This is a genomic window from Pseudomonas fjordensis (assembly GCF_976987115.1).
Window position 1 is genome coordinate 263,368 of the sequence record NZ_OZ336860.1, and the last position, 22,667, is coordinate 286,034.

Consider the following 22,667-nt stretch of genomic DNA (forward strand, 5'->3'; position numbering starts at 1 on the left):
CTGCCATGAGTCTGCATGAAACCTTCGGCCAGCCGCTGCTGACCTTTCCCGATGCTGAAAAAAGCCCGTTGAGCATCCGCGCCAAGGCGCTGGTGTTCGTCGACCCACGCTCACGCCAACTGCGTGAAGAGTTGGAAAGCCTGGCGCCGCGCGCTTTACCCGTCTTGATTCGCGGTGAAACCGGCAGCGGTAAAGAATTGCTGGCGCGGCACATCCATCGTGGCAGTGACCGCACTGGCCTGTTTGTCTCGGTCAACTGTGGCGCCATCAGCCCCACCTATGCCGATGCCGAGTTGTTCGGCTATGCCGCGGGTAGCCACAGTGGCGCGGCGAGCAGCCGGGCGGGCTGGTTCGGCTCGGCCAATGGCGGCACCTTGTACCTGGATGAGATTGGCGACTTGCCGCTGCCGATCCAGGTGAAATTGCTCGCGGCCCTGGAAAACCATGAAGTCACCCGTGTCGGTGCCCATCAGCCGAGCCCGGTGGATGTGCGCCTGGTGGCCGCCACCAGCATCGACCTGGCCCAAGCCGTGGCCGTCGGTAAGTTTCACGAGCGTCTGTTTCATTACTTGAGCGAAGGCCGGTTGGACCTGCCAGCGCTGCGCGAGCGGGTGGGGGATATCTTGTCCCTGGCCGAATATTTCCTCGGCATCTACAGCCAGCGTCTGGACCTGCCGGTGCCGCTTATCAGCGAAGCCGCCCAGCAGGTGCTGGAACAACACACCTGGCCGGGCAATACCCGCGAATTGGAAAACGTCATTCACTTTGCCTTGCTGGTCAGCAGTGGCGATGAAATCTTGCCCGAGCATTTGAACTTGCCGGTGGCGGGTTCACCGCTGGAGCAAGTGCGACGAATTTTTGCCAGCGCCAGCCCAGCCGAGCAGGAATCGGTGCGTAAATTCCTGTATGAGCAAAATGGAATATCAACGTGAATAAAAGATATTGTTCGGGAATAAAAAATCTAGGTATTGTCCTTCCCACGCCGCGATAGCACTTCGCTGGCACCTCACATAAAAACGGTCGTTAGAAGGACATTGCATGAAAAAGGTTCTGTTGTTTACCGCTCTGGCGGCTGCCCTGACTGCCGGCTTCGCCCAGGCCAACGAGAAACTGGTGGTGGCCGCTACGCCGATCCCGCACGCCGAAATCCTCGAGCTGATCAAGCCGACGCTGGCCAAGGAAGGTGTGGACCTGCAGATCAAAGTCTTTACTGACTACGTACAGCCGAACGTGCAAGTCGCTGAGAAACGTCTGGACGCCAACTATTTCCAGACCCTGCCGTACCTGGAAAACTTCAACAAGGGTAAAGGTACCAACCTGGTTACCGTGGTGGGCGTGCACGTTGAGCCCTTCGGCGGCTACTCGAAAAAGATCAAGAAAATCGAAGATCTGAAAGACGGCGCCACCGTGGCTATCCCGAACGAAGGCTCCAACAGCGGCCGCGCCTTGTTGCTGCTGCAAAAGGCCGGCGTGATCACCCTTAAAGACCCGACCAACGCCTTGGCTACGCCGAAAGACATCGCCAGCAACCCGAAGAACCTGAAGTTCAAAGAGCTGGAGTCGGCCCTGTTGCCACGGGTGCTGGACCAGGTTGACCTCGACCTGATCAACACCAACTACGCCCTGGAAGCTGGCCTGAACCCGGCCAAGGACGCGTTGATCATCGAAGACGCCAAGTCGCCGTACGTAAACTTCCTGGTAGCCCGCCCGGACAACAAGGACAGCGATGCTATCCAGAAGTTGGCCAAGGCCCTGACCAGCCCGGAAGTCAAAGCTTTCATCGATAAGAAGTACAACGGCGCGGTGGTGCCAGCGTTCTGATGTAAGCCAAAACCCTCTTCAAGGTTTCAACGCCGACGGCTACTACAGCGTCGGCGTTTTTTTGCTCGTTCCCACGCTCCGCGTGGGAACGTCTCCTGTGACGCTCTGCGTCACGACTTTAGAGCAGACGCAGAGCGTCCTGGGCTGCATTCCCACGCAGAGCGTGGGAACGATCGAAGGCAAGCCAGCTCCCGCAGAGGTTAGGTTTTCGAGTGATATAAATATGCTATTTCGGTATTTAAACTTTGGTTTTTATACCTTTAAAGTTCGCGCTAGCTGACGTTATCCACGTCGGCACGGACTGCGCTCGCGGCATTACCCATGCGGCGATATGGACTGCACATGACCTTCGATTTCGCTTTTATCCTCAGCACCCTGCCGGCGTTTCTCAAGGCTGTGGGTGTGACGCTGCAAGTCGGCCTGATCGCCATTGCCACGTCCTTGCTGGTGGCGCTGATCAACGCTGCGCTGCTGGTGTTTCGCACGCCGTACCTGTCGCGCCTGGTGTCGCTGTATGTGGAACTGGCGCGTAACACGCCGCTGTTGATCCAACTGTTCTTCGTCTACTTCGCGCTGCCGGCCCTGGGTTTCAATATTTCCGGGTTCTGGGCGGCGATTATCACCATGACCTTTCTGGGCGGCGCCTACCTCACCGAGGTGCTGCGCGCCGGTGTGGAAGCGGTGCCGCTGGCGCAGATCGAGTCGGGCAAGTCCATTGGCCTGTCCGATTGGCAACTGCTGCGCCATGTGATTCTGCCCCAGGCCGGCATCCTCAGCCTGCCGGCGCTGTTCGCCAATTTCATTTTTCTGCTCAAGGAAACCACCGTGGTGTCGGCGGTGGCGGTGCCGGAGATTCTCTACACCACCAAGAGCTACATCGCTCTCTACTACAAGACCTACGAAATGCTCGCCGTGCTGACGCTGATTTGCGTGCTGTTGTTCCTGCCGTTGTCGCTGTTGCTCAGCCGCCTGGAAAGGAGGCTCCAGCATGGCCAGTTCGGGTCTTGAGTTGCTCTGGGTGTCGTTGCCGCAACTGGGCAAGGGCGCTGCGCAAACCCTGTCGATTTCGTTTTTGAGCATCGCCTTCAGTACGGTGGGCGGCGTGCTCTACGGCGTGCTGCGCACCTTGAATAACAAGGCGCTCAACGGCGTGCTGCGGGTTTACCTGGAACTGTTCCGCGCCATTCCGGTGCTGGTGTGGTTGTACCTGTTGTTTTTTGGCCTGCCGATTTTCTTCGGCCTGAGCATCCCGAGTTTCTGGTGCGCGGTGCTGGTGCTGTCGTTATGGGGCGCCAGCGAGGTGGGCGAAGTGGTGCGTGGCGCGCTGCATTCGCTGCCCCGTGGGCAGCGCGAAGCAGGCCTGTCGATTGGCCTGTCCGGCCCACAGTTGTACGGCTATGTACTGCTGCCCCAGGCCCTCAAGCGCATGACGCCGCCGACCATCAACGTGTACACGCGCATCATCAAGACCAGCTCCCTGGCGGTGCTGATCGGCGTGGTGGATGTGATCAAGGTCGGCCAGCAAATCATCGAGCGTACCTACGAGTCGGTATTGATTTATGGCGCGCTGTTCCTGTTTTTCTTCTTTATCTGCTACCCGTTGTCAGCCGCCTCCAAGGTGCTGGAACGGCGCTGGGCCCAAGCATGAGCGCATTGATCGAGTTTCAGGGTTTCAACAAATTCTTCGGCGAGACGCAGGTGCTCAAGGGCATCGACCTGAGCGTGCAACGTGGCGAAGTGGTGGTGATCCTCGGCCCCAGCGGCTGTGGCAAAAGCACCTTGTTGCGCTGCCTCAATGGGTTGGAGGTTGCTCACAGCGGACACTTGCGCTTTGCAGGCATTGAGCTGCTGGATAAAACCACCGACTGGCGCCAGGTACGCCAGGACATCGGCATGGTGTTCCAGAGCTACCACCTGTTCCCGCACATGACCGTGCTCGACAACATCCTGCTCGGCCCGCTGAAAGTGCAAAAGCGCGACCTGCGCGAGGCCCGTGAGCAGACGGAAAAACTGCTGGAGCGCGTGGGCCTGGCCGACAAGCGCGACGCCTTCCCGCGCCAGCTTTCCGGCGGCCAGCAACAACGCATCGCCATCGTCCGTTCGTTGTGCATGAACCCCCAGGTCATGCTGTTTGACGAAGTCACCGCGGCCCTCGACCCGGAGATGGTCAAGGAAGTGCTGGAAGTGATCCAGGGCCTGGCCCGCGATGGCATGACCTTGCTGATCGTTACCCACGAAATGGCCTTCGCCCGCGCCGTCGCCGACCGCGTGGTGTTCATGGAAGCCGGTCGCATCCTCGAACACAACACCCCCGAGGCATTCTTTACGAACCCGCAGACCGCACGCGCGCAGCAGTTCCTGGAGAAGTTCTCCTTTGTTTCAACACTGCCCAAAAAGATCAAGGAACTGGAGCTGATATGAAAAAGTTACTGCTGCCACTGTTTGCCGTCGCCTTGCTGGCCGGCTGCGATAAAAAGGCCGAAGAGCCGGTAAAACCCGCGGCTGTGAGCTACATCGACAAAATCAAAGCGCGGGACAAGCTGATTGTCGGCGTGTTTACCGACAAGCCGCCGTTCGGTTTTGTGGACGAAGCCGGTCGTTATGTCGGCTTCGATACCGACATTGGCCGGCAATTCGCCAAGGACCTGCTGGGCGACGAAAACAAGGTGGAATTTGTCGCCGTGGAACCGGCCAGCCGCATCCCCTTCCTGCAAAGCGACAAGGTGGACCTGATCCTCGCCAACATGACCGTGACGCCTGAACGCAAGGAAGCGGTGGACTTCACCAACCCCAACCTGAAAGTCGCGGTGCAGGCCCTGGTGCCGAATGACAGTGCGGTGAAAAGCCTGGACGACCTGGCAACCCGCACGACCATCGTCACCACCGGCACCACGGCGGATATCTGGCTGACCAAGAACCACCCGGACTGGAAGCTGCTCAAGTTCGAGAAGAACTCCGAGTCGCTGCAGGCGCTGTCGGCTGGCCGTGGGGATGCGTATGCGCAGGATAATTTGGTGTTGTTCAGCTGGGCCAAGCAGAACCCTGGCTACCGCGTGCTGGAAGAGAAGCTGGGGGATGAAGCGCCGATTGCCCCGGCGGTGAAGAAGGGCAATACCGAGCTGCGTGACTGGGTGAATGCGGAGTTGGCGAAGTTGGGTGAGGAGAAGTTTCTGCTCAAGCTTTATGACCAATATGTGCGTAAAGAGCTGAGCGACGACACCAAGCCTGAGAGTGTGATTGTTGAAGGCGGTAAGTGGCAGGGCTGATTCCAGGTTTTTGTGTTGCCTGATCTACCGCTTTCGCGAGCAAGCCCGCTCCCACATTTGGAATGCATTCCAACCTGTGGGAGCGGGCTTGCTCGCGAAGAGGCCAGTACAGTCACCGCCTACTCCGGCCAATGCCACGCTGGCGCATCCAAAATGCCCTGCCCCACAATCCGCGTTTCCCCCATCACCTTCTCCAACACAATCGAATTACACCCCTCATCCTGCTGCAACGCCGCAATCAACCGGCTGGCATGGCTCACCACCCACACCTGGCACTGCTTCGAGGCCTGGATAATCAAGCGCGCCAGTGCCGGCAACAAGTCCGGGTGCAGGCTGGTCTCAGGCTCGTTCAGCACCATCATGGTCGGTGGCCGGGGCGTCAGCAGCGCGGCGATCAGCAGCAGGTAGCGCAGGGTGCCGTCCGACAGTTCCGCCGCCGACAACGGGCGCAGCAAGCCTTCCTGATAGAACTCGATGGCAAAGCGTCCGCCCTGCAACGGTTCGATGTGCAACCGTGCGCCGGGGAAGGCATCACTGACCGCGTGCTGCAACGCCTCGACATCGCCCACTTCGCGAATCGTCTGTAACGCGGCCGCCAAATCCCGACCGTCGTGATGCAGCACCGGCGTGCGCGTGCCTAATTGCGGCTGGCGTACCGGTGCATCCACATCGCTGCGAAAGTGATCATAGAAGCGCCAGCCACGGATGCTTTCGCGCAGCAGCAGCACTTCCGGCGAACCGCGCAGGCTGCCGACCTGATCGAACAGGCTGTGATAGTTGGGCGTGTGCTGGGCCAGTACGTCCCAGGCGCGGCCATCACGGGCGCGTACCATCGGCCCCGAACGCTGAACCAGCAGGCTGGCCGGGCGGTAGAGGGGGCCGGCCCAGATACATTCTTTTTTAATCTCCGGGTCCAGTTTGAACTCGCTGCCGGGAACCGGGATGGGCATGCCCAGGGAGATGGCGTAGCTGAAGTCCTCCCCGGCAAAGCCCAGACGCAAGCGTTTGACGCCTTGGGCAACCACGGCCTCCACCGGTACTTCGCCATTGCGCATGCGCCGGCTGATGTTTTCCGGCGAGGCCCAGAAGGTCGAATCCAGCCCGCCTTCACGGGCCAGCGCATTGATCACCCCGCCCTGGGCGGTTTCGGCCAGCAGGCGCAGGGCGCGATACAGGTTGGACTTGCCGCTGCCATTGGGCCCGGTCACCAGGTTCAACCGGTCCAGGGGCACCACCAATTTGTTGATCGAGCGGTAATTGGCCACCGCGAGTGTTTTAAGCATGTGCATTTAGTCAGCATGGGAACCATTGGAGTATGGGATCCTCCATGCAGATAAGGAACCCTGATCTAAGCTCACAGTCGCATACACACTTGCACGTCGGCATCACGCAAAAGGAGCCTGCATGGGCGGTCGCACTTCGACATTTATTTTTAGCCTTGGCCTCCTGGCGCTGCTCAGCGGCTGTGGCCAGGACAAAGCCGAGCCCAAGCAGCATTCGCGGGTGTTCGTGCAAACCGTGCAGTCGGCGGATTTTGCCGCGGCGGTGACGCTGACCGGTGATATCCAGGCGCGGGTGCAAACCGATCTGTCCTTTCGCGTGGGCGGCAAGATCATCCAGCGCATGGTCGACGTGGGCGATCGCGTCACCGCCAGGCAAGTGCTGGCCAAGCTCGACCCCAAGGATTTGCAAACCAACGTCGACTCGGCCCAGGCCCAGGTCGTGGCCGAACAGGCGCGGGTCAAGCAGACCGCCGCCGCCTTTGTGCGCCAGGAAAAACTCTTGCCCAAAGGCTATACCAGCCGCAGCGAATATGACGCTGCCCAGGCTGCACTGCGCAGCAGCCAAAGTGCCCTGGCCGCTGCCCAGGCGCAGTTGGCCAATGCCCGCGAACAATTGGGCTACACCTCGCTGATTGCCGATGCCCCGGGCATCATCACCGCGCGCCAGGCCGAAGTCGGCCAAGTGGTACAGGCCACCGTGCCAATCTTCAGCCTGGCCCGCGATGGCGAACGTGACGCCGTGTTCAACGTATATGAGTCCCTGCTGGTGGAGCCGCCGCCCGACGCGCCGATTACCGTCAGCCTGCTGGACAACCCGAGCATCAAGGCCGTGGGCAAAGTGCGCGAGGTCACGCCCGCCGTGGCCGCCAATACCGGCACCGTCCAAGTGAAGATCGCCCTGCAAAGCCTGCCCAAGGGCATGGAGCTGGGCTCGGTGGTGAGTGCCACCGCCAATGGCCCGGCCAAGGCGAGCATCGAGCTGCCCTGGTCGGCGCTGACCAAAGACCTCAACGAGCCAGCCGTGTGGTTGGTGGACGGTGAAGGCAAGGCGCAGTTGCACAAGGTCACCGTGGCGCGCTACCTCACCGGCAAAGTGATCATCGGCGAGGGCCTCAAAGGCGGTGAAAAAGTCGTGATAGCCGGTGGGCAATTGCTGCACCCCGGCATGGTCGTCGAGATCGCTCAACCCGGAGCGCAGCCATGAAGCACCTGACGCTCATTGTCGCCGCCAGCCTGTTGCTGGTGGCCTGCTCCAAGGAAGAGGCGCCGCCTGAACCCATACGCCCGGTGCTGTCCATGGAAGTGAAGGCCGAAGACCAGGAAAACCTCGGTCGTTTCGCCGGCACCATCCAGGCCCGCTACGAAAGCAACCTGGGTTTCCGCGTGCCTGGCCGCATCGCCCGTCGCGCCGTGGATGTCGGCGCCGAAGTGGAGAAGGGCGCCTTGCTCGCCGTGCTTGACCCCACCGACCAGCAGAACCAATTACGCGCTGCCCAGGGCGACCTGGCGCGCGTGCAGGCGCAGTTCATCAACGCCCAGGCCAATGCTCGCCGGCAACAGGAACTGTTCAACCGTGGCGTCGGCGCACAGGCTCAATTGGATGTGGCCCAGACCGACCTGAAAACTACCCAGGCGACCCTCGACCAGGCCCGAGCCTCGGTCAACCAGGCCAAAGACCAGCTCAACTACGCCGAACTGCGCACCGACCACGCTGGCATCGTCACCGCCTGGAACGCCGAGGCCGGCCAGGTGGTCAGCGCCGGCCAGCAGGTGGTGACCCTGGCCCGTCCGGACATCAAGGAAGCGGTGATCGACCTGCCCGCCGGCCTGGCTGAACGCTTGCCTGCCGATGTGGTGTTCCTGGTCGCCGGCCAACTGGACCCCAGCGTGCACACCACCGCCGTGGTGCGTGAGATCGAACCCCAGGCCCAAAGCGCCACGCGCACCCGTCGCGCACGCCTGAGCCTGGCCGAAACCCCAGCCGCGTTCCGCCTGGGCACCGCCATCAGCGTGACCTTGAGCACCGCCATCGCCCCGCGCATCGAGCTGCCCCTGAGCGCCTTGCAGGAAGTGGACGGCAAGACCCGCATCTGGCTGCTCGACACCCAGAGCCAGACCGTGCAACCGCGTGAGGTCACGGTCATCAGCCGTGATGCTCAAAGCGCCTTGCTCAATGGCAGCGTCAAACCCGGCGAGCGCATTGTCACTGCTGGCGTGAACAGCCTGAAACCCGGGCAAAAAGTCAAAATCGACGAGGACAGCCCGCGATGAAAGGGAGCTTCAACTTATCCGACTGGGCCCTCAAGCATCAGTCCTTCGTCTGGTACCTGATGTTCGTCGCACTGCTGATGGGCGTGTTCTCTTACATGAACCTGGGCCGTGAAGAGGACCCCTCGTTCACCATCAAGACCATGGTGATCCAGACCCGCTGGCCGGGCGCGACCCAGGAAGAAACCCTCAAGCAGGTCACCGACCGCATCGAGAAGAAACTCGAGGAGCTCGATTCCCTCGACTACGTGAAAAGCTACACCCGGCCGGGCGAGTCCACGGTGTTCGTGTTCCTCAAGGACACCACCAGTGCCAAGGCCATTCCGGAGATCTGGTACCAGGTCCGCAAGAAGATCGATGACATTCGCGGCACCTTCCCCCAGGGCTTGCAGGGGCCGTCGTTCAACGATGAATTCGGTGACGTGTTCGGCTCGGTGTACGCCTTTACCGGCGATGGCCTGTCGATGCGCCAACTGCGTGACTACGTGGAGCAGGTGCGCGCCGAGATCCGTTCGGTACCGGGGTTGGGCAAGGTCGAGATGATCGGCCAGCAGGACGAAGTGATTTACCTGAATTTCTCCACGCGCAAACTCGCGGCCCTGGGCATTGATCAGCGCCAGGTCGTGCAAAGCCTACAATCGCAAAACGCCGTGACCCCGGCCGGGGTGATCGAGGCAGGACCCGAACGCATCTCGGTGCGCACCTCCGGGCAGTTCGCCTCGGAGAAAGACCTGGCCAACGTCAACCTGCGCCTCAATGACCGTTTTTATCGGCTGGCGGATATTGCCGACATCAGCCGTGGTTATGTGGACCCGGCGCGGCCGATGTTCCGCTTCAACGGCAAACCGGCGATTGGCTTGGCCATCGCCATGCAAAAGGGCGGCAATATCCAGTCGTTCGGCAAGGCCCTGCACGGGCGCATGGACGAGCTGACCGCCGACCTGCCGGTGGGCGTCGGCGTGCACAAGGTGTCCGACCAGGCCGAAGTGGTGGAAGAGGCCGTCGGCGGCTTCACCAGCGCATTGTTCGAGGCGGTGATCATCGTGCTGGTGGTGAGCTTTATCAGCCTCGGCATGCGCGCCGGGTTGGTGGTGGCGTGCTCGATCCCGTTGGTGCTGGCGCTGGTATTTGTGTTCATGGAATACAGCGGCATCACCATGCAACGCGTGTCGCTGGGCGCGTTGATCATCGCCCTCGGCCTGCTGGTGGATGACGCGATGATCACGGTGGAGATGATGATCACGCGCCTGGAAAAAGGCGAAACCAAGGAGCAGGCGGCGACTTACGCCTATACCTCCACGGCGTTCCCGATGCTCACCGGCACGCTGGTGACCGTGGCCGGCTTCGTGCCGATTGGTCTCAACGCCAGTTCGGCGGGCGAGTACACCTTTACCCTGTTCGCGGTGATTGCCGTGGCGATGCTGGTGTCGTGGGTGGTGGCGGTGCTGTTTGCGCCGGTGATCGGCGTGCATATCCTCAGCGCCAATGTGAAACCGCACAACGCCGAGCCGGGGCGCATTGGCCGTGCCTTCAATGGCGGCATGCTGTGGGCCATGCGCAACCGCTGGTGGGCGATTGGCATCACTGTGGCGCTGTTCGTGGCTTCGGTGTTCTCCATGCAATTTGTGCAGAACCAGTTCTTCCCATCGTCGGACCGCCCGGAAATCCTCGTCGACCTGAACCTGCCGCAAAACGCCTCGATCAACGAGACGCGCAAGGCCGTCGACCGCCTCGAAGCGATCATCAAGGACGACCCGGACATTGCCCGTTGGAGCACCTACATCGGCCAGGGCGCGATTCGTTTCTACCTGCCGCTGGACCAGCAGTTGGAGAACCCCTACTACGCGCAGCTGGTGATAGTGAGCAAAGGCCTGGAAGAGCGTGGCGCCCTGATCGCCCGCCTGCAACAACGTCTGCGCGATGATTTTGTCGGCATCGGCAGCTACGTGCAGCCGCTGGAAATGGGCCCGCCGGTGGGGCGGCCGATCCAGTACCGCGTGTCCGGCAAAGACATCGACCAGGTGCGCAAGCACGCCATTGAACTGGCGACCTTGCTGGATCAGAACACCCACTTGGGCGAGATCATCTACGACTGGAACGAGCCGGGCAAAGTGCTGCGGGTGGACATCGCCCAGGACAAGGCGCGGCAACTGGGGCTGTCGTCGGAAGACGTGGCGCAGTTGATGAACAGCGTGGTCAGCGGCGCGGCGGTGACCCAGGTGCACGACGATATCTACCTGATCAATGTGGTCGGCCGCGCCGAAGATGCCGAGCGGGGCACCCCGGAAACCTTGCAGAACCTGCAGATCGTCACGCCCAACGGCACCTCGATTCCACTGCTGGCGTTCGCCACCGTGCGTTACGAGCTGGAGCAGCCGCTGGTGTGGCGCCGCGATCGCAAGCCGACCATCACCATCAAGGCCGCCGTGCGCGATGAGATGCAGCCGACCGACCTGGTCAAGCAGTTGGCGCCGACCATCGAGAAATTCAGCGAAGGCTTGCCGGTAGGCTACAAAGTCGCCACCGGCGGTACCGTGGAGGAAAGTGGCAAGGCCCAGGGGCCGATCGCCAAGGTGGTGCCGTTGATGCTGTTCCTGATGGCCACCTTCCTGATGATTCAGTTGCACAGCGTGCAGAAGATGTTCTTGGTAGCCAGCGTCGCGCCCTTGGGGCTGATCGGCGTGGTCCTGGCGTTGATCCCCACGGGCACGCCCATGGGCTTTGTGGCGATCCTGGGGATCCTGGCGTTGATCGGCATCATCATCCGCAACTCGGTGATTCTGGTCACACAGATCCACGAGTACGAAGAAGCCGGCTACACGCCGTGGGATGCAGTGGTGGAAGCCACCGAGCACCGGCGCCGGCCGATCCTGCTGACGGCCGCCGCCGCGAGCCTGGGCATGATCCCGATTGCGCGGGAAGTGTTCTGGGGGCCGATGGCCTACGCGATGATTGGCGGGATCATCATTGCGACGTTGCTGACGTTGCTGTTTCTGCCGGCGCTGTATGTGGCCTGGTACAAGATCCGCGAGCCGAAACAGGATTAATTCTGTAGGAGCGAGCTTGCTCGCGAAAAACGTCAACGATAACGCGTGCTTCCTGAGTAAACGCGGCGCCTGTGAGTTTTTCGCGAGCGAGCTCGCTCCTACAAAAGAGCCTTAACTGACTGAGGCTGTGTGAAGCTTCTGAAAAAATTCCCATGTCGTCCTGGCTGGCTACTGCATGTTGTACCCTCTGGTGCTCATTCCAGACCCAGGTCGATCCTCATGCTGTGCCTGCGTTTCACCTTGCTGTTTTGCGCGTTGCTCCTTGCACCGCCTGCCTTCGCCGCCACCGTACTGGAAAACCCCTTGTGGCGCGTCGAACTCGACCCCGCCACCCTGGCGCTGCGCGTGACACCCGCAGGCCAGGCCTCGGTGCAGGCCTCCAGCGGTGTGGCGGCGCATGCCGTCAGCCAATTGCAGAACACCCCCGACCAGGCCACTTGGCAATGGGACAACGGCGCCTATCGCCTGAGCGCCCGCCTGGAACAGCGCGACCTGGCCCTGACCATCAACGCCCGCGCTCCCGGTGAGCTGGCCCTGCTGCGCCAGCCTGCTGAGGCCATGGGGCAAGGGTTGATCTGGCCCTTGGCCGAGGGGCATTACGTGCCTGCCGGCAATGCCCTCTGGAAGGCGTTTCTGCTGGAGCGCGATGAGCTCAATACCACCCAGGACCTGAGCCTGCCGTTGTGGGGCGTGGATCACGCTGGCTTCACGTTGAACTGGTTATTGACCAACCCCTACAACAACCGCCTGCAATGGCAAGCCGACGGCAACGGCCTGGCCCTCTCTGCGTCCCATGAATTCACCTCGCTGGCGCCTGACGCGCCGATGACGCTGCGCCTGTACCTGGGCGATGCCGACCCGTTGGCCGGCGCCAAGCGCTACCGCCAGTGGCTGGTGGAGCAGGGCCGCTATGAACCGTTGGCGGACAAGCTGCGGCAAACACCCGAAGCCCAGAAGCTGCTGGGCGCCAGCCATGTGTACCTCTGGGACAACGGCCTGTTGGGTTTGGGCGATGTGCGTGATTGGCCAACATTGATCAAACGGCTGCGCAGCCATGAACTCAAGACGCTGATGGACAAAGAGAGCGCACAGCTGCTGGCGCAGTCCACTCCCTTGAATCGCTATGAGCAAACCGTGCTGCTGCGCGGCCTCAATGCGGCGATCAACACCAAGGCCCGGCAGGCCTGGCAAGTGCAAGAGCCAGACATGACCCGCCTTGCCGCCCGCTATGGCGAGCTGCGCAGTGAACTGGCCGTGGACTTTGCGGGGGCCTTGAGTGACAGCCTGCAAACCTGGGGCAGTAGCGCCATTCAAACCCTGCGCGACGCTGGGCTGCAGCGTTTGCTGCTGACCTTGGGCGAAGGTTGGGAGGGTGGCCTGTGGCATCCCGAGGCGATTCGCGCCGGGGTGGAAGCCGGCTTTCTGATGGCGCCTTACGACTCCTATGAAACGGCCCTGTCCGCCACCGAAAATCCCGATTGGACCACTGCCCACCTAGGCGCCAAGGCCTATCGTGACTGCGCGATCGTGCTGAAAGACGGCAAGCTGAAAACCGGCTTCCAGAAGTCCGGCCATTACACCGACCCGCGTTGTGTACGGCCGCTGCTGGAGGCGCGGGTGAAGGCGGTACACGCCAAGGCTGGCTTCAATGCCTGGTTTCTCGATGCCTACGCCACCAGCATGCTGTTCGACAGCTACCGCAGCGACGCCAGCATGACCCAGGCGCAAAACGCCGAGGGCAATATCGACGCCTCTCGCTGGATCAACACCGTGCCGAAGCTGGTCACAGGCTCCGAAGACGGCAACGCCATCACCGCCCAGGGCATCCTGTTCGCCCACGGCATGCAGACCCCGGTGATCGGCTGGGGCGACCGCGAGATGACCCAGGACCCGCAGTCGCCGTACTTCGTCGGCAACTGGTACCCAACCGAGCAACCGGCGGTGTTCTTCAAATCAGTGCCGTTGAAGGAGCCGTTTCGCACGGTGTATTTCGAGCCGACGATGCGCCTGCCGTTATACCAGGCGGTGTTCCATGGCTCGGTGATCACCACCCATCATTGGCTGTTCGACAGCCTCAAGCTGAGCAATGTGCAGGGCGACAATGAACTGACCCAACTGCTGTACAACGTGCCGCCGCTGTACCACCTCAGTGCGGCGACGCTCAAGGCGCGGTTGCCGATTATTCAGCGCCAGGACCGTTTTTTCCGGCCGTTGCACCAGCGCTTGGCGACCCAGGAAATGACTGGTTTCCGTTGGCTGACGGTGGACAAACAGCTGCAGCAAACCACCTTCGCCGATGGGACGCGGCTGGTGGCGAATTTCTCGGCGGTGGAAAAACAGGGGTATGCCGGGCGCAGTGTGACTGTGCTTGTGGAGGGGGAGGAGCCGGTGGTGTATCAGGTGAATCGGTCGCGTCTGTGCGGTCTTCGCGAGCAAGCCCGCTCCCACAGGGGATCGCATTCCAAAATGTGGGAGCGGGCTTGCTCGCGAAGGCGTCAGCCCGAACAACACAGCACTAAACTTTACGCCACACACTCGCCAACCAAGGCTGCTGTTCCCGCGGCAACCCGGCCGGCCGGTAGTAATGCTCCAGCTCTTCAAACCCAGCCGCAGTCAGCAAGGCCTGCCACGCCTGCAGGTCGTGATAAGACCCATACCGCGGCCCATTCCAGCCCTCTTGGTTCTCGCCTCGAGGGTTGGAGCTGAACAGCACGCCTCCAGGTTTCAACGCGCCGTGCAGCTCTTTGAGCACGCGCGGCAGTTCCTGCTTGGGAATATGAAACAGCACCGCATTGGCAAACACTCCATCGAAGCGTTCGGCGGGCAGGTCCAGCTTGAGAAAGTCCTGCTGCAACACTTCACAGCCGCTGTCTTCGCGGGCCATCTGCGCAAAACGCTCGGAGCCATCCAGGCCCACGGCGATATGCCCCATGCGCGTAAACGTCTGCAAATCCCGCCCCGGCCCACAGCCGAAATCCAGCACGGTAAACGGCGGCGTGCCCTGGATATGCCGCAGCAGCGCGTCGATGTTCTGGCTCACATCGTGATCGCGGGTACCTTCACGGAAGTCTTCGGCCACCTTGTTGTAATGGCCCAGGGTGGTGGCGGTGATCTGATTGAGGTCGTCGGGAGCAAGTTTCATGGCATGGCGCACGGCTGCGGCTGAGGTAGCGGGACTATACCCCGGCCCACTCTTGAGTTGAAAACCGTGTATCCGCTGTAGGGCGCTTCACGGCGTTCGCAGTGTGCGCATCCGACAGACCGCCACGGGAAATTGTGGGTAAGATTCGGCCCTCATTTGCAGAGGGTTATACATCCATGGAAGAGGAAAAACGTTCACCCGTTGGCAACGACACCGCGCCGAACAAGGTCGACCAATACGCCACGAGATTGAGCAATGGCTTGCTCTGGCTCAATGAGCGTGCCTGGCCGCTGACGGTGGGGATTCTCTCGGTGGCAGGCCTGTACCTGTACCAGTACATCCAGATGGAAAAGGTGCCGCTGAGCATCTTGTCGGCATCGGCGTTCACCGCATTGCCGGCGATGTTCGCCATGTTGGTGTTTGTGATCGGCATGATGGGCGCGTCGATCCTGGTGCCCACGTTCATCTTGTTCACGCGTCTGAACGGCACGGGTGTGCGCCTGAGTGATCAACTCAATCTCAGCCCGCAGTCGCCGCAAGAGACGGCCCAGCACCGGCGGTTACTGGGGCATTGGGCGGCCAGCCTGTTGGTGATGTTTGTGTTCTGGATGTCCGCCGTGTACCTGTCCGTGAACGCCGAAAGTGGGCTGTTGCTGACGCTCAGTTGGATCGTGGCGATCATGGCGGCGGTAGTGGCCTATGTCGGCATCATCATTCGCGCCCGGCCCGCTCATGTTGCCCTGCGTGAGTTGTCCGGCGAGTTCTGGCTGGCCAGTGCTGGCGCCGGGGTGGTTCAAATGGTAGTCATTCTGATGGTGACGGTGCCGGTCTCCCGCGCTTTCAGCGAGTACTCCGACAGCGCCGTGTTCTTTGCGCCGTTCATGGCCGCCGAAATGGCTGTGCTGTTTCTGATCCAGGGGAGCGCCGCCTGCCTGGTGGTGCGCATGCGCGTTCAGAAAAACCCGGTGGCGTTCGCCTCACTGGTGGCCTTTGCCCTCATCGTTTTACTCGGGCTGATCCCGGCGAGCGGGGCCAAGTTGGGCGGCCTGCCGTTGCAAGGCTCCGCCTCGGGAGGGCGTGTTTGTACGTTGATGACCTGGGCGGCAGAGGCCAAGGTCCCCGGCGTGCTGGTAGACGCCGACAACCCCAAGCGCAGCGTGAAACTGCGGGTGATGGCCGACTCGGACGGCAGCTACATCGTGCGGCCCTGGCAAGCCAAGGAAAAAACCATCACCTTCGTGCCCCGCGCCAGCGTTGCCCAACTGGACGAGTGCCCGTGACGTCAGCGCTTGTTCAATACCCGCGCCAAGCGGTCCCCGCTTAGTTGGATCACCGCCACCAGCGCCACCAGCAGCACGATCACCGTGAGCATGATCTGTGTATCGAAGCGCTGGTAGCCGTAGCGGTAGGCAATATCGCCCAGGCCACCGGCTCCAATCGCCCCGGCCATGGCCGATGAGTTGATCATGGTCACCAGGGTGATGGTGAAGCCGCCGACGATGCCGGGCAGCGCCTCTGGCAACAGTACATGCCAGATGATGTGCCAGCGACGGCAACCCATGGCCTGCGCGGCTTCGATCAGGCCATGGTCGACCTCGCGCAGGCTCACTTCAGCGATGCGTGCAAAGAACGGCGTGGCGGCGATGGTCAGCGGTACCACTGCCGCCCAGACGCCATAGGTGGTGCCGACGATCAGGCGCGTGAACGGGATCAGCGCCACCATCAGGATCAGGAACGGAATGGAGCGGAACAGGTTCACGAACGCGCCCAGCACGCGGTTAAGGGCCGGTGCCTGGTAGATGCCGCCCTTGTCACTGGTGACCAGGAACACCGCCAGTGGGATGCCCACCAGCAGCGCGATCAGCGACGACACTCCCACCATCAACAAGGTGTCGATGGCGCCCTGCACTAACCGATCAAACCACATAACCCAGCACCTCCACCTGTTGTGCCCAATTGGCCGCGCGTTTGCGCAGTTCTTCGCCGTTGTGCGGCGATCCATTCACCGCCAGCAGCAGTTGCCCCAAGGCATGCCCCTGGATACGTTCCACGCCGCCTTGCAGCAAGCGCACGCGGCCGCCGAGGGCGCTGAACAGCGCCGCCAGGTCTGGCTCCAGGCTGTCGCTGCCGGTGAACTGCAAGCGCAGCACCAGCGCGGCGTCGGCCGAGGCGGGCGTGGGTTGCAGGCGGCTGTGCAACTCTGGCGGCAAGCCGTGTTGCAGGGGGGCGAGCAGGGTCTTGCTGACCTCATGTTGTGGATCGCCAAACACCTGCCACACCGGGCCTTGCTCGACGATACGCCCGTGTTCCAGCACCACCACGCGGTCGCAGATGTCGCGGATCACCGCCATTTCATGGGTAATCAGCACGATAGTCAGGCCCAGGCGCTGGTTGATCTCGCGCAGCAGGCCGAGGATCGACTGGGTGGTTTCCGGGTCGAGGGCCGAGGTGGCTTCGTCGCACAGCAGAATCTCGGGGTCGTGCACCAATGCGCGGGCGATGCCGACGCGTTGTTTCTGCCCGCCGGACAACTGCGCCGGGTACGCCTTGTGTTTGTCTTGCAGGCCTACCAGCTCCAGTAGTTCATGCACCTTTCGCGCGCGTTGCGCCTGGGGCACACCGGCGACCTTGAGCGGCAACTCGACGTTCTGCCACACGGTCTTGGCCGACATCAGGTTGAAGTGCTGGAAGATCATGCCGATGCGTCGGCGCAGCGCCACCAGGTGGTCTTCATCGAAGCCGCCGATGTCTACCTGGTCGATCAGCACCCGTCCGCTGCTGGGTTGCTCCAGGCGATTGATGGTGCGGATCAGCGACGACTTGCCGGCGCCGCTGCGGCCGATGATGCCGAACACTTCGCCACGCTGGATCGCCAGGTCAATGCCTTGCAGCGCATGCACCGTGCCGTCATAGGTTTTGCCCAGGTTGATGAACCGCACATGGGCGCGGTTCAAGTCCGGGTGCAGTTCAGTGTGTTCGGCGTGGCTGGGCGCGTGCTCCAGGTCGCGCAAGCGGGCGTTGGCGGCACTCATGGTTTAGCTTCCCAGCCGACCTGGTAGAGCTTACCCAGGGACTTGTCCAGGGCAGCGCGCACCACCGGCGAGTGCTGGTAAATATCGACGAACTTGATCACCCGTGGGTCGGTTTTGCTCTTGGGCTGGATCACGAACTGAATCACGTATTCCGGGTGGTCGAGGCCGTCGAACAACAGCGCCGACTCGGCATCGAAGGTCTTGGACAGGCGGATATACGCCGGGTAGCCCTGCACCAGATCGGCGTCGTCATAGGCGCGCACCAGTTGCACGGCTTCCACTTGCAGGATCTTGATGTTTTTCGGGTTGGCGATGATGTCTTCTTCGGTGGCCTTGTAGCCCACGCCCGGCTTGAGGGTGATCAGCCCGGCCTTGGCCAGCAGTTGCAGGCCGCGACCGCTGTTGATCGGGTCGTTGGCAATCGCCACGCTGGCGCCTTCGGGCAGCTCGTTGAAGCTCTTGTACTTTTTCGAATACAGCCCGACGTTGTTGATGATGCCTGGCGCGTACGGCACCAGGTCAAACCCGGCGGCGGCCTTGGCGTTTTCCAGGAAGGGGATGTGCTGGAAGTAGTTCACGTCGATATCGCCAGCGGCGAGGCTGACGTTGGGCGCGATCCAGTCGGTGAACTCCACCAGTTCGACCTTCAGGCCCTGCTTGCCGGCTTCTTCTACGGCGGCTTCCAGCGGAATGGCGAAGGCGGCGGTAGTGCCGATTTTCAACGGTGCATCGGCGGCGAATACCGCCGAACTGAATAAGCCGAGGGCCAGGGCCAGTGCTTTGACTGGGTTGTTTAAGCATGTCTTTTTCATAGTGGTTTTCCAGTCATAAGGTCTTAGATAGCGAGATCGTTCCCACGCTCGGCGTGGTAATGCAGCCAGAGACGCTCCGCGTCCCAAAAGCGAACGCAGAGCGTCCAAGAGGCATTCCCACGCGGAGCGTGGGAACGATCAAACAACGTGGCGGTAGGTAGCGCCGGTGTGTTGCTTGGGTAAGCGGGCCGTGTTGTGGAAGACTTTTTCCCGCAGCGTTCCCTGCGCATATTCGGTCTTGTACGAGCCCCGTCGTTGTAGTTCCGGTATCACCAGCTCAATGAAATCCACATAGCTCTCCGGCGTCACAATGCGCGTCAGGTTGAAACCATCCAGCCCCGTTTCGCTGATCCAGGATTCCAGCTCATCGGCCACCTGTTCAGGCGAGCCCACCAAGGTGATATAGCGCCCGCCCAGGGCGTGCTGGTCGAGCAACTTGCGTCGGGTCCAGTCGTTGTTCTGCAGGTTCTGGGTGGCGGACTGGATCGCGTTGCTCTTGACGTACTGGATGGGTTCGTCCAGCCCGTATTGGGCAAAATCAATCCCGGTCGAGGCCGAGAAATGCGCCACGCCGGCTTCCGCGCTGGCGTAGCTGAGGTACTCGGCGTGCTTGGCCCACGCCAGCTCTTCAGTGGCGCCCACGATCACGTTAAGGCCCATGAACACCTTGATGTCATCCGGGTTGCGCCCAGCCTCCACCGCGCTGGCGCGCACCTTGTCCACCTGGCGCTTGGTCGCGGGTTTGTTTTGCCCGCTGATAAACACGCACTCGGCATGCTGCCCGGCGAACAGCAAGCCACGCTCGGAACTGCCGGCCTGAAACAGCACTGGCGTACGCTGAGGTGAGGGCTCGCACAGGTGGTAACCCTCCACCTGATAAAACTCGCCGTGGTGCGCAACCTTGTGCACCTTGCCCGGTTGCGCATACACCCGCGCCTGGCGATCGTTGCGCACCGCGTCGTCTTCCCAGCTGCCTTCCCAAAGCTTGTACAACACCTGCAGGTATTCATCGGCCTGGTCGTAGCGCCGGTCATGCTCGACCTGTTCGGTGAGGCCCATGGCCTTGGCGGCGCTGTCGAGGTAGCCGGTGACAATGTTCCAACCCACTCGGCCACGGCTCAGATGATCCAGCGTCGACATGCGCCGGGCGAACAGGTACGGCGCCTCATAGGTGAGGTTGGCGGTAAGGCCGAAGCCCAGGTGCTGGGTGACAGCGGCCATGGCCGACACCAGCAGCAGAGGGTCGTTGACCGGTAACTGGATCGACTCCTTGAGCGGCACGTCGATGGCGTCCTGGTACACGTCATACACACCGACGATATCGGCGATAAACAAACCGTCGAACAGCCCGCGCTCCAGGATTTGCGCCAGTTCAGTCCAGTATTCGAGGGTGTTGTAGTGGGTGGACGTGTCCCGTGGGTGGGTCCACAAACCGTGGTTGATGTGCCCGATGCAGTTCATGTTGAAGGCATTGAGCAGGATCTTTTTTTTGCTCATCAGATGGTCCCCCGCAGCGGCGGGTTTTCATCGTTGAGGTAGTAGTTGCCGACCGCATGGTATTTCCAGCGGACCGGGTCGTGCAGGGTGTGCACCCGGGCGTTGCGCCAGTGGCGGTCCAGGCCGTGTTCGGCCAGGGTCGCCTGGCTGCCGGCCAGTTCGAACAGGGTGCTGCCGGCCGCCAGGGAGATCTCGGTGCTCAGGGCGCGCACTTCGGCGACGGCGATGGAGGCAGCTGCAACCGTCTGGGCATTGCTGTCGGCCTGGGCGCGGTCGAGGAATTCCCCTGCGCGCTCCAGCAAGGCTTCGGCGGCGTGCAGGCGGCTGCTCAAGTGGCCGAAGCTCTTGAGTGTCAGCGGGTCTTCGGTGGCCTTGTCGTTGCCAGAGTCGATCCACGGGCGGGTCTTGGTGCGCACAAAATGCAAGGCGTCCTCAAAGGCCGCACGGGCGATGCCGGTGTCGATGGCCGCATGGAGGATCTGCGCCAGCGGGCCAACGGTGGTCGGGCGTTCGAAGGCGCTCTGGAACGGCACCACGTCTTGCGCTGCGACCCACACGTTATCGAACACCACCGAGCCGCTGCCGGTGGTGCGCTGGCCGAAGCCGCTCCAGTCGTCGATCACCGTCAGGCCCGCGCTGTCACGCGGCACGAAGGCCAGTTGCTGCACGCCGTTTGCATCCACCACCGAGGTGGGGATGCGCTGGGCGTAGATCGCCCCGGTGGCGTAGAACTTGCGCCCGCTGATGCGAAAACCATCGCCGTCGCGGGTGAGGCTGGAGATGCGGTCGTGGGCGGTCTTGGTGCCCAGTTCCGCCAAGGCGTTGCCAAAGCGTTGGCCGGCCAGTACCTCGGCGTACAGGCGTTGCTGCTGTTCGGGGCTGCCGTTCACCCGCAGTACTTCGAGGGCATAGAAATGGTTTTGCGGAATCTGGCCCAACGAGCCATCGGCCTGGGCGATCAGTGCGATGACCTTGGCCAGGGTGACGTTGGACACGCCCGCGCCGCCGTAGGCCTTGGGCACGCTGATGCCCCACAGGCCAGAGCGGGAAAACACGTCCAGCTCGGGCAATGGCAGGCGGCGTTCGCGGTCGCGTAGGGCGCTGTCGCGGCGCAGGTCTTCAGCGAGGTCGCTGGCGACAATAAGCGCTTGTTCGTCGCTGGTGATGACCGCGACGGGGTGAGAAAGGGTCATGAGTTTCTCCAGAAGCTCGTGGAAAAGTGTTCTGGTTGGTTAAATCCAGGAATGACGAGCCGGCAAGGTGCCGTTGAGTCGATAGGCGCCGATGGCGTGGTACTTCCAGCGCACCGGGTCGTGCAGGGTGTGCACCCGGGCGTTGCGCCAGTGACGGTCAAGGTTGAATTCGGCCAGGGTGGCGCGGCTGCCGGCCAGTTCGAAGAGCTTCTCGGTGACCTGCAGCGCCACTTCGGTAGTCAGCACCTTGGCCTCGGCCACGGCAATCGAGGCGTAGGCGGCGGACTGCGCGGTAATCGCCGCGGCGCTGACCTGGTCCAGCACCTGGCCCGCCTTGCGCAGCAGGGCTTCGGCGGCGTGCAGTTCGATCTTCAACTTGCCGATATTGGCGATCACATACAGGTCGTCGCTGGCTCGCTCGACCTTGGCGTCGATCCACGGGCGTGAACGTTCACGCACGAAAGCAATGGCATCGTCAAGGGCGCCGCGGGCGATGCCGGCGTCGATGGCGGCCTGAATCAATTGCGACACCGCCCCCTGGATATTCGGGGTTTCGCCCAGGCGCCAGTTGTCGATGACCAGGTCTGGCTCCACAGCCACGCGGTCAAGCAAGACGGTGCCGCTGGCGGTGGTGCGTTGGCCAAAGCCGGACCAGTCATCGACGATGCGCAGCCCTTCGCTGCCGCGACGCACAAAGGCCATGACCTGCTTGCCGTCATCGTTCAGGGCCTTGATTGCCACCCAGTGGGCAAACAAGGCTCCAGTGGAGTAGAACTTTTGCCCGCTGACCACGAACCCGTCGCCTTCGGCCGTGAGGCGCGCCTTGAGCTCCAGGGTGTTTTGGGTGCCGCGTTCGGGGCCGCCGTTGCCGATGCGCCAGCCGTCGAGCACGCTCTGGAACAGCTGCTTTTTCTGGCGCTCGGTGGCGGTGCCCTGCAACACATGCAGGATGCCGAAATGGTTCTGCGGAATCTGCCCCAGGGCTGGGTCGGCCGCGCTGATGATCGCGAAGACTTCGGCCAGGGTCACAAACGACACCTGGGGCCCGCCGTATTCGCGGGGAATGGAAATACTGCCCAAGCCGCTGCGGGTGAACTGTTCGAGCTGCGCCCAGGGCAGTTTGCGTTGCTGGTCGCGCTGGGCGGCCTGCGCGCGCGCAGCCTGGGCCAGTTCGTGGGCGGCGCTCAGCGCCTGGGCGTCGTTGCGCAGCACCGTGGCGGGCAACAGCAGGGGGGCTACGTCCAGATCACTCTGGGGGGATGTTAGAGCCAAGTTAGACATCAGCGCCGCTCCTTGGCTGCACGCA

Annotated in this window: 18 protein-coding genes and 1 pseudogene; 11 read left to right on the forward strand and 8 right to left on the reverse strand. The window is 62.1% G+C overall.

Annotation, left to right across the window (positions count from 1 at the left end):
• The first annotated feature begins 5 nt into the window (after nt 1-5).
• From ACWHXD_RS01085 to ACWHXD_RS01110, 6 genes are all read left to right on the forward strand, one after another.
• Nucleotides 6-932, forward strand: a complete 927-nt coding sequence (locus ACWHXD_RS01085) for a sigma 54-interacting transcriptional regulator (protein ID WP_138761775.1) — start codon at nt 6-8, stop codon at nt 930-932.
• Nucleotides 933-1,038: 106 nt separating this feature from the next.
• A complete protein-coding gene (locus ACWHXD_RS01090; RefSeq protein WP_098949850.1) occupies nt 1,039-1,821 on the forward strand; it encodes a MetQ/NlpA family ABC transporter substrate-binding protein in 783 nt (260 codons plus the stop codon).
• 342 nt (nt 1,822-2,163) lie between these two features.
• On the forward strand, nt 2,164-2,829 hold the full coding sequence (locus ACWHXD_RS01095; RefSeq protein ID WP_032894158.1) for an amino acid ABC transporter permease: 666 nt from the start codon (nt 2,164-2,166) through the stop codon (nt 2,827-2,829).
• Entirely contained in the window at nt 2,810-3,469 is a 660-nt protein-coding gene (locus tag ACWHXD_RS01100) for an amino acid ABC transporter permease (RefSeq protein ID WP_032894156.1), read from the forward strand. Before ACWHXD_RS01095 ends, ACWHXD_RS01100 begins: the two co-directional genes overlap by 20 nt.
• Nucleotides 3,466-4,242 carry an amino acid ABC transporter ATP-binding protein gene (locus ACWHXD_RS01105; protein ID WP_138761774.1) on the forward strand — a complete coding sequence of 259 codons (777 nt, stop codon included), beginning with the start codon at nt 3,466-3,468 and terminating at the stop codon, nt 4,240-4,242. The genes ACWHXD_RS01100 and ACWHXD_RS01105 overlap by 4 nt, the downstream gene beginning before the upstream one ends.
• Nucleotides 4,239-5,087, forward strand: a complete 849-nt coding sequence (locus ACWHXD_RS01110; protein WP_003187618.1) for a transporter substrate-binding domain-containing protein — start codon at nt 4,239-4,241, stop codon at nt 5,085-5,087. Before ACWHXD_RS01105 ends, ACWHXD_RS01110 begins: the two co-directional genes overlap by 4 nt.
• A gap of 119 nt (nt 5,088-5,206) precedes the next feature.
• Here the strand turns inward: ACWHXD_RS01110 and ACWHXD_RS01115 are convergent, their stop codons facing one another.
• Nucleotides 5,207-6,370, reverse strand: coding sequence for an AAA family ATPase (locus ACWHXD_RS01115; protein WP_499083452.1), 1,164 nt, complete (start codon nt 6,368-6,370; stop codon nt 5,207-5,209).
• Between the two features lie 121 nt (nt 6,371-6,491).
• Here ACWHXD_RS01115 and ACWHXD_RS01120 point away from each other — a divergent pair, with 121 nt between their 5' ends.
• From ACWHXD_RS01120 to ACWHXD_RS01135, 4 genes and pseudogenes are all read left to right on the forward strand, one after another.
• Nucleotides 6,492-7,574 (forward strand): efflux RND transporter periplasmic adaptor subunit, encoded by a 1,083-nt coding sequence (locus ACWHXD_RS01120; RefSeq protein WP_034125475.1) that lies wholly within the window; start codon nt 6,492-6,494, stop codon nt 7,572-7,574.
• Nucleotides 7,571-8,641 (forward strand): efflux RND transporter periplasmic adaptor subunit, encoded by a 1,071-nt coding sequence (locus tag ACWHXD_RS01125; protein ID WP_032894150.1) that lies wholly within the window; start codon nt 7,571-7,573, stop codon nt 8,639-8,641. Before ACWHXD_RS01120 ends, ACWHXD_RS01125 begins: the two co-directional genes overlap by 4 nt.
• The gene (locus tag ACWHXD_RS01130; RefSeq protein WP_003187624.1) at nt 8,638-11,685 is read left to right on the forward strand and encodes an efflux RND transporter permease subunit; all 3,048 of its coding nucleotides are present in this window, start codon (nt 8,638-8,640) and stop codon (nt 11,683-11,685) included. Before ACWHXD_RS01125 ends, ACWHXD_RS01130 begins: the two co-directional genes overlap by 4 nt.
• 219 nt (nt 11,686-11,904) lie before the next feature.
• A pseudogene (locus ACWHXD_RS01135) lies at nt 11,905-14,088 on the forward strand (glycoside hydrolase); the annotation flags it as partial.
• 112 nt (nt 14,089-14,200) lie between these two features.
• Here the strand turns inward: ACWHXD_RS01135 and ACWHXD_RS01140 are convergent.
• Complete coding sequence (locus tag ACWHXD_RS01140; RefSeq protein ID WP_138761773.1) at nt 14,201-14,827, reverse strand: class I SAM-dependent methyltransferase; 627 nt, start codon at nt 14,825-14,827, stop codon at nt 14,201-14,203.
• 176 nt (nt 14,828-15,003) lie between these two features.
• On the opposite strand from ACWHXD_RS01140, the gene ACWHXD_RS01145 reads away from it, so the two are divergent.
• On the forward strand, nt 15,004-16,107 hold the full coding sequence (locus ACWHXD_RS01145; RefSeq protein WP_032894144.1) for a hypothetical protein: 1,104 nt from the start codon (nt 15,004-15,006) through the stop codon (nt 16,105-16,107).
• Nucleotides 16,108-16,109: 2 nt separating this feature from the next.
• Here ACWHXD_RS01145 and ACWHXD_RS01150 read toward each other — a convergent pair whose 3' ends face one another.
• The 6 genes from ACWHXD_RS01150 to ACWHXD_RS01175 form a co-directional block, all read right to left on the reverse strand.
• On the reverse strand, nt 16,110-16,754 hold the full coding sequence (locus ACWHXD_RS01150; protein ID WP_044270445.1) for a methionine ABC transporter permease: 645 nt from the start codon (nt 16,752-16,754) through the stop codon (nt 16,110-16,112).
• Complete coding sequence (locus ACWHXD_RS01155; RefSeq protein ID WP_138761772.1) at nt 16,744-17,859, reverse strand: methionine ABC transporter ATP-binding protein; 1,116 nt, start codon at nt 17,857-17,859, stop codon at nt 16,744-16,746. The genes ACWHXD_RS01150 and ACWHXD_RS01155 overlap by 11 nt, the downstream gene beginning before the upstream one ends.
• The gene (locus ACWHXD_RS01160) at nt 17,856-18,671 is read right to left on the reverse strand and encodes a MetQ/NlpA family ABC transporter substrate-binding protein (RefSeq protein WP_056782599.1); all 816 of its coding nucleotides are present in this window, start codon (nt 18,669-18,671) and stop codon (nt 17,856-17,858) included. Before ACWHXD_RS01160 ends, ACWHXD_RS01155 begins: the two co-directional genes overlap by 4 nt.
• A gap of 138 nt (nt 18,672-18,809) precedes the next feature.
• On the reverse strand, nt 18,810-20,168 hold the full coding sequence (locus ACWHXD_RS01165; protein ID WP_138761771.1) for an LLM class flavin-dependent oxidoreductase: 1,359 nt from the start codon (nt 20,166-20,168) through the stop codon (nt 18,810-18,812).
• Nucleotides 20,168-21,361, reverse strand: a complete 1,194-nt coding sequence (locus ACWHXD_RS01170) for an SfnB family sulfur acquisition oxidoreductase (RefSeq protein WP_138761770.1) — start codon at nt 21,359-21,361, stop codon at nt 20,168-20,170. The genes ACWHXD_RS01165 and ACWHXD_RS01170 overlap by 1 nt, the downstream gene beginning before the upstream one ends.
• Nucleotides 21,362-21,400: 39 nt before the next feature.
• A complete protein-coding gene (locus ACWHXD_RS01175; RefSeq protein WP_138761769.1) occupies nt 21,401-22,642 on the reverse strand; it encodes an SfnB family sulfur acquisition oxidoreductase in 1,242 nt (413 codons plus the stop codon).
• Nucleotides 22,643-22,667 lie beyond the last annotated feature (25 nt).

Coding starts and splice junctions, on each gene's coding strand:
- ACWHXD_RS01165 (WP_138761771.1), bottom strand. CDS start 20,168: ATGAGCAAAAAAAAGATCCTGCTCAATGCCTTCAACATGAACTGCATC.
- ACWHXD_RS01120 (WP_034125475.1), top strand. CDS start 6,492: ATGGGCGGTCGCACTTCGACATTTATTTTTAGCCTTGGCCTCCTGGCG.
- ACWHXD_RS01115 (WP_499083452.1), bottom strand. CDS start 6,370: ATGCTTAAAACACTCGCGGTGGCCAATTACCGCTCGATCAACAAATTG.
- ACWHXD_RS01160 (WP_056782599.1), bottom strand. CDS start 18,671: ATGAAAAAGACATGCTTAAACAACCCAGTCAAAGCACTGGCCCTGGCC.
- ACWHXD_RS01100 (WP_032894156.1), top strand. CDS start 2,810: ATGGCCAGTTCGGGTCTTGAGTTGCTCTGGGTGTCGTTGCCGCAACTG.
- ACWHXD_RS01090 (WP_098949850.1), top strand. CDS start 1,039: ATGAAAAAGGTTCTGTTGTTTACCGCTCTGGCGGCTGCCCTGACTGCC.
- ACWHXD_RS01155 (WP_138761772.1), bottom strand. CDS start 17,859: ATGAGTGCCGCCAACGCCCGCTTGCGCGACCTGGAGCACGCGCCCAGC.
- ACWHXD_RS01140 (WP_138761773.1), bottom strand. CDS start 14,827: ATGAAACTTGCTCCCGACGACCTCAATCAGATCACCGCCACCACCCTG.
- ACWHXD_RS01130 (WP_003187624.1), top strand. CDS start 8,638: ATGAAAGGGAGCTTCAACTTATCCGACTGGGCCCTCAAGCATCAGTCC.
- ACWHXD_RS01125 (WP_032894150.1), top strand. CDS start 7,571: ATGAAGCACCTGACGCTCATTGTCGCCGCCAGCCTGTTGCTGGTGGCC.
- ACWHXD_RS01105 (WP_138761774.1), top strand. CDS start 3,466: ATGAGCGCATTGATCGAGTTTCAGGGTTTCAACAAATTCTTCGGCGAG.
- ACWHXD_RS01150 (WP_044270445.1), bottom strand. CDS start 16,754: ATGTGGTTTGATCGGTTAGTGCAGGGCGCCATCGACACCTTGTTGATG.
- ACWHXD_RS01110 (WP_003187618.1), top strand. CDS start 4,239: ATGAAAAAGTTACTGCTGCCACTGTTTGCCGTCGCCTTGCTGGCCGGC.
- ACWHXD_RS01145 (WP_032894144.1), top strand. CDS start 15,004: ATGGAAGAGGAAAAACGTTCACCCGTTGGCAACGACACCGCGCCGAAC.
- ACWHXD_RS01095 (WP_032894158.1), top strand. CDS start 2,164: ATGACCTTCGATTTCGCTTTTATCCTCAGCACCCTGCCGGCGTTTCTC.
- ACWHXD_RS01170 (WP_138761770.1), bottom strand. CDS start 21,361: ATGACCCTTTCTCACCCCGTCGCGGTCATCACCAGCGACGAACAAGCG.
- ACWHXD_RS01085 (WP_138761775.1), top strand. CDS start 6: ATGAGTCTGCATGAAACCTTCGGCCAGCCGCTGCTGACCTTTCCCGAT.
- ACWHXD_RS01175 (WP_138761769.1), bottom strand. CDS start 22,642: ATGTCTAACTTGGCTCTAACATCCCCCCAGAGTGATCTGGACGTAGCC.